General features: G+C 56.2%; 11 protein-coding genes. 5 read left to right on the forward strand and 6 right to left on the reverse strand.

From position 1 onward, the window contains the following. The first annotated feature begins 5 nt into the window (after window positions 1–5). A complete protein-coding gene (locus H9Q16_RS14785) occupies window positions 6–398 on the forward strand; it encodes a DUF1761 domain-containing protein (protein ID WP_191076190.1) in 393 nt (130 codons plus the stop codon). A 229-nt stretch (window positions 399–627) separates the two neighbouring features. Here the strand turns inward: H9Q16_RS14785 and H9Q16_RS14790 are convergent, their stop codons facing one another. The 3 genes from H9Q16_RS14790 to ahcY form a co-directional block, all read right to left on the reverse strand. After that, window positions 628–969: a DUF2853 family protein gene (locus H9Q16_RS14790; RefSeq protein WP_191076815.1), complete on the reverse strand. Its 342-nt coding sequence runs from the start codon at window positions 967–969 to the stop codon at window positions 628–630. A 120-nt stretch (window positions 970–1,089) separates the two neighbouring features. Continuing rightward, window positions 1,090–1,824 carry an extensin-like domain-containing protein gene (locus H9Q16_RS14795; RefSeq protein WP_191076191.1) on the reverse strand — a complete coding sequence of 245 codons (735 nt, stop codon included), beginning with the start codon at window positions 1,822–1,824 and terminating at the stop codon, window positions 1,090–1,092. Window positions 1,825–1,847: 23 nt separating this feature from the next. Then, a complete protein-coding gene (gene ahcY / locus H9Q16_RS14800) occupies window positions 1,848–3,236 on the reverse strand; it encodes an adenosylhomocysteinase (RefSeq protein WP_191076192.1) in 1,389 nt (462 codons plus the stop codon). A gap of 180 nt (window positions 3,237–3,416) precedes the next feature. Between ahcY and H9Q16_RS14805 the strand changes: the two genes are divergently transcribed. Together H9Q16_RS14805 and H9Q16_RS14810 are read left to right on the forward strand one after the other, a co-directional pair. Further along, window positions 3,417–4,025, forward strand: a complete 609-nt coding sequence (locus H9Q16_RS14805; RefSeq protein WP_191076193.1) for an HD domain-containing protein — start codon at window positions 3,417–3,419, stop codon at window positions 4,023–4,025. Then, complete coding sequence (locus H9Q16_RS14810) at window positions 4,022–4,507, forward strand: GNAT family N-acetyltransferase (protein ID WP_191076194.1); 486 nt, start codon at window positions 4,022–4,024, stop codon at window positions 4,505–4,507. The genes H9Q16_RS14805 and H9Q16_RS14810 overlap by 4 nt, the downstream gene beginning before the upstream one ends. Before the next feature lie 144 nt (window positions 4,508–4,651). On the opposite strand, the gene H9Q16_RS14815 is transcribed toward H9Q16_RS14810, so the two are convergent. The 3 genes from H9Q16_RS14815 to H9Q16_RS14825 all read right to left on the reverse strand — a co-directional run bounded on the left by H9Q16_RS14815 (window position 4,652) and on the right by H9Q16_RS14825 (window position 7,392). After that, complete coding sequence (locus tag H9Q16_RS14815) at window positions 4,652–5,890, reverse strand: hypothetical protein (RefSeq protein WP_191076195.1); 1,239 nt, start codon at window positions 5,888–5,890, stop codon at window positions 4,652–4,654. Between the two features lie 267 nt (window positions 5,891–6,157). Continuing rightward, complete coding sequence (locus H9Q16_RS14820) at window positions 6,158–6,706, reverse strand: ActR/PrrA/RegA family redox response regulator transcription factor (protein ID WP_191076196.1); 549 nt, start codon at window positions 6,704–6,706, stop codon at window positions 6,158–6,160. Window positions 6,707–6,777: 71 nt separating this feature from the next. Continuing rightward, a complete protein-coding gene (locus H9Q16_RS14825) occupies window positions 6,778–7,392 on the reverse strand; it encodes an SCO family protein (RefSeq protein WP_191076197.1) in 615 nt (204 codons plus the stop codon). 100 nt (window positions 7,393–7,492) lie between these two features. Here H9Q16_RS14825 and regB point away from each other — a divergent pair, with 100 nt between their 5' ends. Next, on the forward strand, window positions 7,493–8,878 hold the full coding sequence (regB, locus tag H9Q16_RS14830) for a sensor histidine kinase RegB (protein WP_191076198.1): 1,386 nt from the start codon (window positions 7,493–7,495) through the stop codon (window positions 8,876–8,878). Between the two features lie 100 nt (window positions 8,879–8,978). Then, window positions 8,979–10,445 carry a PAS-domain containing protein gene (locus H9Q16_RS14835; protein ID WP_343067864.1) on the forward strand — a complete coding sequence of 489 codons (1,467 nt, stop codon included), beginning with the start codon at window positions 8,979–8,981 and terminating at the stop codon, window positions 10,443–10,445. Window positions 10,446–10,472 lie beyond the last annotated feature (27 nt).

The raw sequence follows: 10,472 nt of genomic DNA on the forward strand, positions 1-10,472 counted from the left end.
ACGAAATGGGTTTTCTAGCAGTTATCGTCGCGGCAGCGGCAGGTTTTGCAGTCGGGGCCGTTTGGTACGGAGTCTTTGCCAAACCATGGATGGAAGATACGGGCATTAAGGTCGGGCCAGATGGCAAACCCGCCAATACCTCACCTTTGCCCTATGTGATGGCCGCACTTGCAATGATCATCGTGGCCGGAATGATGCGTCACACATTCGCCCTTTCTGGCATTGATTCCGTTGGAAAGGGCCTGATTTCAGGATTGGGCATCGGGCTGTTCTTCATCAGCCCCTGGATCATGATCAATAACGGTTACGGAGATCGGCCTTTTCGGCTGACCATGATTGACGGCGGTTATGCGACAGTCGGCTGCGCCGTGATCGGATTGGTACTGGCGCTTTTCTAGAACGACGTCAGCATACGAAAAAGGGTTCTGGCACCGGTGCCAGAACCCTCCTCACCCCGTGTGTTCCCATCGTCCCACACACGTATCAATATCGTTCTGACCATTCTGACCGTGCGAATTTTATAGCGTTTTCCGTCGCTTACCGCAACGTTGGACTATCTCAAAGACCTTCTAAAAATGAAACGCCCACTTAACCAAGTGGGCGTTTTTTCGGGAACCTTTTCCAGTTTTAGCCGTACACGGATTCCTTACCGAAGTGTTTGGTCAGCATGTAATAGATAACCGCCCGGTATTTATTGCGCTCGGAACGTCCATAGGTTTCGATCGCTTTCTGAATGCCGCCCATCAAATGCTCATCGTCCGGCAGGCCAAGCTTCTTGATCAGAAAGTTGTTTTTGACGGTTTCCAGCTCGCTCGTGTCGCCACCCGCAACGGTCTGCGCATCGGCATTGTAGATCGCAGGTCCGCAGCCAATCGTGACCTTGGTCAGCAGGTCCATGTCCGGTTCCATGCCGCATTTGTTGCGCAGGTCATCCGCATATTTCTGAATCCACTCGTCGCGCTTACCCATGTTGGTCATCTCCCACCGTTGAAATTATTCAGCCGTTGTTGGCTTGTCCGGAGACTAAAGGCGTTTTTTGTAATGCAAAAGGAATTTTTCCCGGCGAAATTCCCCCTCAGTTGACAGCCGTCAACGGCAAAGTCCAAAGCCGGTATGTTGAAGATGAAAATGATCGGCGTGCAACGCATTATACTCTGGTCCCAGCGTGACACGAAACCAGACACAAGCTGCATCTCGTACATCACGCAGGAAAGCTGCACGGGCGGATTCGCCAACCCAATCATTTAGTAACGTGACGCGCCCACCGCCCTCCAGAATAAAGCCCCTGATATCAATCGCGTTTGCGGTCGCATGGGTGCTCATGCGGGTTGATCCGCCGCTGGTGGTTCGCATCTGGCGACAACTATAGCTTGAGGCATGGATAATCTGCACAACAGGCGAACCAAGATGGGTCTTAGCGGCTGGCTGAACCCCATGGTGCGCCCACATCGCAGTGCGCAGGGCTGTCTGGCACCGTGTTCTGACAGCGTTCATTTTTGCCTGCCCGACTTGGGTCAGTTCGACCTGTGGGCGGATCGAACACACCGCACTTTCCTTGAAATCAGGAAGTACTCTGGCGTCAGCACCGGTAGCAAGTGCCGCGATGCAACGTTGTGGGTCTGACAGCGCGCGCTCAAGTTTCCAGCGCGTCAGCAGGTTCTCCGGGTCCATCACATTAAGCGGCATCACCGGATTGAACGCGCGAGGCAAGGGTGTGTTCGGGGATGACAGCAAAAACCATCCACCGCACCCCAACCCAATCAGCACCACAAAAAACGCCGCCCAGCGCAATGCGGGGCGGCGTCTTCCTGATTTATCTGCCATCGCGAAAAGCCAGCGACGTCAGATCAATACCGGTAGTGCTCTGGCTTGAATGGGCCCTCAGGCTTTACACCGATATAGGCTGCCTGCTCGGGATCAAGCGTCGAGAGCTTCACACCGATCCGGTCAAGGTGCAGACGCGCGACCTTTTCATCCAGATGCTTGGGCAGGATATAAACGTCGTTCTTGTAGGCGTCGGTGTTGTTCCAAAGCTCCATCTGCGCCAGTACCTGATTGGTGAAAGAGGCAGACATCACGAAAGACGGGTGACCGGTGGCATTACCAAGGTTCAGCAGACGCCCCTCGGACAGCAGGATCAGACGATTGCCATTCGGCATCTCGATCATATCCACCTGTTCCTTGATGTTGGTCCACTTGTGGTTCTTCAGTGCAGCGACCTGAATCTCGTTGTCGAAGTGGCCGATGTTGCCGACGATGGCCATGTCCTTCATCTCGCGCATGTGCTCGATGCGGATCACGTCCTTGTTGCCGGTGGTCGTGATGAAGATATCGGCGGTGTCGACAACGTCTTCAAGACGTACAACTTCAAACCCGTCCATTGCGGCCTGCAGGGCGCAAATGGGGTCGATCTCTGTCACTTTGACACGGGCACCGGCACCACGCAGTGACGCGGCAGAGCCTTTGCCAACGTCGCCGTACCCCATAACGACGGCAACTTTACCGGCCATCATCGTGTCCGTCGCACGGCGAATGCCGTCAACCAGCGATTCCTTGCAGCCGTATTTGTTGTCGAACTTGGATTTGGTCACCGAGTCGTTCACGTTGATCGCAGGGAACGGCAGCTGGCCATTGCGCTGCAGTTCATACAGACGGTGAACGCCGGTGGTAGTTTCTTCGGAAACACCCTTGATCGCATCGCGTGTCTTGGTGAACCAGCCGGGGCTTTCTTTCATCCGCTTGGCGATCTGCTTTTTGATCACCTCTTCCTCTTCGGAGGTGGGAACGGGAATGATGTCTTCGCCCGCCTCGGCGCGTGCACCCAGCAGAACGTACAGGGTCGCGTCGCCACCGTCGTCGAGGATCATGTTGCAGCCTTCTGGGAACATGAAGGATTTATCAAGATAATCCCAATGCTCTTCCAGCGTCTGACCCTTGATGGCAAAGACCGGCACGCCAGCTTCGGCAATGGCTGCCGCCGCGTGATCCTGCGTGGAAAAGATGTTGCACGACGCCCAGCGCACGTCCGCACCTAGGTCGACCAGTGTTTCGATCAGCACAGCCGTCTGGATCGTCATGTGCAAAGAGCCAACAATGCGCGCGCCCTTCAGTGGCTTTTCGGTCCCGTACTCTTCACGCAGGGACATCAGGCCCGGCATTTCGGTTTCGGCAATATTCAGTTCCTTACGGCCATATGCCGCCAGGTTAATGTCTTTGACTGTATAGTCGTTGGCCATTTTCATATCCGTTGTTGCAAGATTTGCGCTGCGCGTATCACGACGAACGTCGCGCTACAATGCGTCAGCAGGCGATGTTTTCCCGGCAGATCACAAAGGCAGACATCAGCGCATGCCACAGCTATTAAGGCACAATATCTGCCTTGCGGTTCTTCACAAAGCGCGCATAGGTTGCCCCGCATGGCAGCAACCCGCTCATCACAACCCCGCGCTTGGCAGCGCATGCTTTCTGGGCGACGTCTGGATCTGCTGGATCCAACCCCAGTAGACATTGAAATCGAGGATATCGCACATGGCCTCGCTTTTGTTGCGCGCTGGAATGGTCAAACGAAGGGCGATTACGCCTATTCTGTCGCCGAGCATTCCCTTTTGGTAGAAACGCTTTTTGATCGGATAGACCCCAAAGCCGCCCCAAAATGGCGGCTGGCCGCCTTGCTGCATGACGCCCCTGAGTATGTAATCGGTGACATGATCTCTCCTGTCAAAGCCGCCGTCGGCCCGGATTACGGCGCCCTGGATGATCGGCTGACGGCTGCCATCCACATCCGCTTTGGCCTGCCTGCGATGATCCCCTCCAAGATCAAGAAACAGATCAAGAAAGCGGATAAGATCAGCGCCTGGATGGAAGCCACCCAGATAGCGGGGTTTTCTGAACGAGAGGCTAGCAAGTTTTTTGGCAAACCAGATCCCGCGCTGATCGCCGATTTGACCATTGTCCTGCGTCCGCCCACGGACACACGCGCTGCGTTCACCCTACGTCATGGCGAACTGCTCGCAGCCTGCACATGATCATCGTCAGGCAACCCATGCCCATCGACACGCCCGAAATGGCGAGCCTTTTGAACGACATCATCAAAGAGGGCGGCACAACTGCCCGCACCAATCCGGTGACCGCCAAAGATATGACCACAGAGATTGCCCGAAAGAGCGATCTCAGCGTTTGGCATGTCGCGTTCGATGCCCGTGGCGCTTTAGTGGGCTTCCAATCGGTTACGCCAGAGGACTATCTGCCGCCCGATGCCGTCGATATCTCAACATTCGTGCGGGTTGGAAGAACAGGGCTCGGTATTGGGTCGGCGTTGTTTGAAGCGACCCGCAAGGCCGCCAAAGCGTTGGGATACAGCTGGATCAACGCCAATATCCGCGCCGACAATGAAGGCGGGTTGATCTACTATCAAAGCCGCGGTTTTGAGGACTACGATGTGATCCGTGGGTACAAGATGGAAAATGGTCAGATCGTGGACAAGCGTCTGAAGCGGTTTGACCTCTAGATCGTGCGCTGAACGGGCGATTGGCCTTGCGGCGCGAAGTAGCCCCCCGTCGGTCACCCGAACGTGCCACGACACTCAGCAGTTGAAATGCCAAGGCCTGAACCGCCACGCCAAGCGGGACGGTTCCCTTTCAGTCACAGCGCGCTAGTCACCGCTTGCATCCCGCTTGAATATCGACTTCAGGCGGTCGAATGTTCCGGGCACTTCTTCTTCAAGAACCTCCTCGACCGCGGTCTGAGCCTCGTCTTCGTCGACACCGCCCTTGACGACGCCCGACAGGATCTTTTGCCAGAATGCGTCAAGATTTCCTTCCCTCAGCTCCTTCATACCTTCGGAATCAAGCTCAAAACGATATCGGAAATCAGCATCGCCGCCAAACTTTTCTAGATACTTGCCGAGACTTGCAGCCAGAACCCGTTCGGCGGCCCCTGCCTCTTTGGGTGCAGACGTCCGCATGTCTTTGGTCGCGATCCGCCAATCCATATCGATATAATCCTCGGACAGGCTCCATCTGTCAGAAACCGCAACGGTGATCCGCCCGTCGTCGACCCAGGTCAAAGGTGCCTTGGGCAGAAGTCTCTTGAGTTGTGACGCATCGACATTTTCAAACGCCCAGCGCGTCTCACGACCGTTTTCAGTGATTACGCGGGTCTCTACGATCAGGGATTGTCCTGCAATCCTGGCATTCATCGTCGAACGGAACAGCAAGTCGAATACCGCCAATCCGCTGCGGAACGGTGCCACCTGTGCACTTTCAATCTCAACCGGATATGCGACTTCCCCACGGGGCGTAATCTGCAGCTCTACATTCTTGACCGCAAACATGTCGGCCCGGAACGGGCGGCGCTGTTTCGGCAGACCCTTCTTTTCTTCGCTGGGCAAAGGCGGGGTTATCGCTCCGCTCATTCCGTTCACCTGACCCAAGGTCAGTGTGGGTGTCCCGCCAAGCAAACTTATCAGCGACACATCCGCTTCGGCCCGATCAATACGCAAATCAAAGGCGAGCCCGGTTTCGTGTTCCCGCGTAAGCGCCAACCCTTCAAGCACAACATATCCGCCCAGCAAGGACCCGGAGGCCTGAGCATAATCCACCGACATCCCTGCTTTCTCGCTGGCCAAATCCATTGCGTAACGCAGGATCGGCTGGAAGAGCACATAGGAGGCAGTGATGCCGAGTACCCCCACCAGCGCACATGCGCCCGCAATCCAATGAACAATCTTGCGGGAGATCAGTGGTTTGCGCAAAACCGATGGCCGGTCCGCTTCCTTGGCCTCTTGCTTTCGCCGGTTCTCGACATACCCCGCAAACACGCCACCAAATAGTAAAAGAACGGCCTCAAATGTCACGCCGATTAGGGCACCAATCACACCGATAACGGGCATTAAGCAGGCAAGAATAATCTTTGCGAAAATAACAACCAGTGCTTCCATAAGCCCGCTTTTCCAATAGCTTACTGCCCGAGCATCCTTAAAGCGCCAGCGCTCCCTAAAATCTTAGCAGACGTACCCAAACGCGCAACGGACACAGGATTGGTGCACAACGCGATGTCGGCACTCGGCCTTTTCCTAGGGTCAGGACCCTAGCGAATAAAGATCAACAGAACTTAATGGAGGGTCCACCAGCGACCCGGGACACCAAGCAGTAATACCCTACCGCGGAGACCGCTTTGCCAGAATGCGCTGCAAAGTGCGGCGGTGCATGTTGAGACGACGTGCAGTCTCGCTCACGTTTCGGTCGCACAACTCATAGACCCGCTGGATATGTTCCCACCGCACGCGGTCTGCGCTCATCGGGTTTTCAGGCGGCGGCGGCAGGTCACCGGCATTGGCCAGCAGCGCCTGAATGATGTCATTGGCATCGGCAGGCTTGGACAGATAATCTGTCGCACCGATCTTTACGGCCGCAACAGCGGTGGCAATCGCGCCATATCCAGTCAGCACAACGATGCGCGCATCCCCGCGCCGCTCGCGCAACACTTCGACGACATCCAGCCCATTGCCATCCTCAAGCCGCAGGTCAATCACCGCATAGGCCGGTGGTCGCGCGGTTGCGATCGCTTTGCCTGCCACGACGGTACCTGCGGTCTCAACCGCAAAGCCACGTTTCTCCATTGCTTTGGCCAGACGACGCAGAAAAGGCTCGTCATCATCGACCAAAAGCAAGCTGGTGTCGGATCCAAGATCATATTCATCGTGCATGGTGCGACGCCTCTGCGCGGGGTTCATCTGTGACTAGACAATATGTTGCGCGACACAAATGCGTCAAACGGTCATACAGCATCCACAAAGCAGCCAACTTTGTCGGCAAGGTCCTCTGGCGGCAATTCACGCCGGAAAAACTCAACGAAACCGTGTTCTGGCATCACCAGATAGCTAAAAGTCGAATGATCGACCAGATATTCACCATCCACCGGGTCATGAGCCTTGTAGTACGTGCGATACGCCTGGCTTGCCGCCTTGACCTGAGCCGCTGACCCGGTCAGGCCAATCATGCGCGGGTGCATCACTTCTGCAAACTCCCCCACCACTTCCGGCGTATCACGCGCGGGATCCACTGTGATGAAAACAGGCGTCACAATCTTGCCGCGGGTTTCAAGAATTTCGATTGCTTGCGCATTGCGGTCCACATCCAGTGGGCAAACGTCCGGGCAATAGGTATAGCCAAAGTAGATCAGCGTGGGCTCCGTGATGACCTCTTTGTCGGTCACCGTATCCCCCCTGCCATTGATCAACTCGAATGGGCCGCCCAGGTCACCGGCAACACTTGAGGCGCGGCACTGCGCGAATTGATCATCCGGTGCGGCCCCCCCCAGTGTCAGCCAGCCAATTACCCCCAGAAATATGACAACAACAGCCGAGGCAGCGATTGCGAGTGTTCTGGTCATGATCCTTCTCCTGCGCCAATTGGTAACCTTGATCGCGCCGTGGCGCAGACCTAGGGTATTGGCTGGCTGATGCAACACTGAAAAACCCAAAGGTGCGGTCATGACGCAGGCGACAATACGGCCCTTCGGCGGACGCACGCGTGCGAACTGGATCCGGCTGCGCACCATGATCCTGCTGCGCTGGGTGGCGTTGATCGGCCAGTTGACCGCCATCACAGTAGCCCCGCTGGTTTATGGACTGCAGCTTGAGCTTGGTCTGTGTTATGTGGCAATCGGTGCCTCAGTGATCGCCAACCTGGCCGCGACTTTCCTCTTTCCTGAAAACAAGCGTCTGACGGAAAAAGAGAATCTTGCGATGGTCATGTTTGACCTTTTGCAGCTCGGTTTTCTCCTCTACCTGACGGGCGGGCTGCATAATCCCTTTGCAATCCTGTTGTTGGGACCGGTGACAATTTCGGCCACCGCGCTCAGCCTGCGCTCAACCATTGTGATATGTGGGGTCGCGATTGTCTTGATTTCGGCACTCGCCAATTTTCATCTGCCCCTGATAACACAATCTGGTGAAGTGCTGCGTATCCCGCAGCTTTTTGTTTTTGGCCACTGGATCGCTTTGATGATCGCGGTGGTGTTCACCAGCGCCTATTCGCGCCGCGTAACGACCGAAGTGCATTCGATGTCCGATGCCCTCGCCGCCACCCAGCTTGCCTTGGCACGCGAACAAAAACTCACCGATCTGGGTGGTGTGGTCGCAGCCGCCGCGCATGAGCTGGGCACACCACTGGCAACAATCAAACTGGCGAGTTCCGAACTGCTGAACGATCTCAAAGACTCCCCCGACCTGGCCGAGGATGCGGCGCTGATCCGCGATCAGGCTGACAGATGCCGCGATATCCTGCGCGACATGGGCCGTACCGGAAAAGCAGATCTGCACATCCGCAGCGCCCCTTTGCAGGCCATCATCGAAGAATCCGCCGAACCGCATATTGAGCGGGGAAAAGACGTGCAGTTCATTTTGGGCACTAACGATAGCCCGGCTAGACTTCAGCCGGATATCTGGCGCCAACCCGAAATTATCCATGGGCTGCGCAATCTGATTCAGAATGCCGTGGATTTTGCCCAGGATACCGTCTGGATCGAAAGCCGATGGAGCGATGAAGACGTATCCATACGGGTAATCGACGACGGCCCCGGCTTTCCGCCACACCTTTTGGGCCGCATTGGTGATCCTTTCATGCGCCCCAGCAATCGTCCGCGCGCTTCGTCCCAACGTCCAGCGTATGAGGGCATGGGTCTTGGGCTCTTCATTGCCAAGACACTGCTCGAGCGGACGGGCGCTTCGCTGCAGTTTGCCAACGGGCCGGAACGTGCAGGCGACACAGGCAAGACCGGGGCAATCGTGCAGGTGACATGGCCGCGGGCAAAGGTGGATGTCGTGGACACCGGCAGCCGCGCGCCTCTCGGGGAAAACCGACCGGTTATCGGGTAACCGTGCACCCATCCAGATGTATGGATCAGAAATTAACCTGCAATTAACCAAAATGAAAAAAAACTGCACTCTGAGCGATCGGACAAGGGTGCCGCCCACAGTGAATTGGCCTGAAATCTTCATCATCGGAATTGCCGTTTGTCTGACAGCCATGATTGTGTATTCGTTTTTGAATGCCGGTGCCCCGCAGGGTGTCACACTCCCGCCCTCGGATCAGGTCTCACTCCTGTTTCACGACGGCATTCTGCAGCACTCCAGCCAATCCGCATCTGCCCTGATCCCCCAAGATCACGAGGTACATTATTGGGCCGACCTGCGCGCCACGCTACTGCCCCGGTTTCCTGAATTCCCAGATTTGCCCGACGCCTGCGAAACCGGCACGCTTGAAGTCCGTGCTGTCGATGACATCGGGCCGCGTCAGGCGCAGATTGAATGGCAGCGCAACCTTTGCTGGGTAACTCTGACGGACGAGGCACCCAAGACCGCGCCTTCTGAGCGGGCCGAACTTGATGCGCTTAGATTTGCGGCGGAAACATCACCTCATCCAACCTGGATTGAAGATGCGTCAAACCAACTGATCTGGTGCAATCAAGCATATCGCGGGATTGCGGATCGCCTAAGCCACCCGCCTTCCTTCAGCGCAGCCGACGCCGGAAAGACCCAGCGCTTTGTTCTCTCCGGGACCTCACAGGACTGGTACCGTGTCGACAGCATCAACGCGGACGCCAGATCAATCCATCACGCCCAGTGTATCAACGCACTGGTCGCGGCCGAAGAAGCCCAGCGCAATTTTGTGCAAACACTGACCAAGACCTTTGCGCATCTGTCCACCGGGTTGGCGATCTTTGACCGAAACGGGCAGTTGGCGCTTTTCAATCCGGCCTTGGTGGATCTTACCGGCCTTCGCGTCGAGTTTCTGTCGGCGAAACCGACCATGCTGTCTTTCTTTGACCAGTTGCGAGAAAACCGCCATATGCCCGAACCCAAGAACTATCGCACGTGGCGCGACGAGATTTCCGAGGTCATCGCAGCCGCCACTGACGGTCGGTACCATGAAACATGGTCCCTTGAATCAGGGCAGACATTCTCGGTCTCTGGTCGGCCACACCCGGATGGCGCAACCGCTTTTTTAATTGAGGATATCAGCGCCGAAGTCACTGTCACCCGCAATTTCCGTGCCGAACTGGAACAAGCGCATAGCCTGATCGACGGCATGGAAGATGCGATGGCCGTATTTTCATCCTCTGGTGTTCTTTCCCTCAGCAACAGCGCGTATCGACGCCTGTGGCAAGTGGATCCGGACGCGACTTTCGTCGATATGACCATCAGCGATTGTATCAAATACTGGCGATCGAATGATCCGGGACGTGAGTGGCAGCGCATCGAAGCCTTCGTGCTTGACCATACCAATGCACCACCCTTCGCCTTCACCTTCTCAAGCTCCGGCAAATACCCCTGCCAATGCAATGTGGCTTCGTTGACGTCAGGCAGCACGCTTGTCCGGTTTTCTGTGCCTGCCTCGAATACTCCGCAGACCGGGAAAGAGGGCGCACGCAGCGACCGTTAGACCTTGCAGCCCGCAGTAGGGAAAGTA

Source organism: Sulfitobacter aestuariivivens, from assembly GCF_014763045.1.
In the GTDB taxonomy this organism is placed as follows: Bacteria; Pseudomonadota; Alphaproteobacteria; order Rhodobacterales; family Rhodobacteraceae; genus Sulfitobacter; species Sulfitobacter aestuariivivens.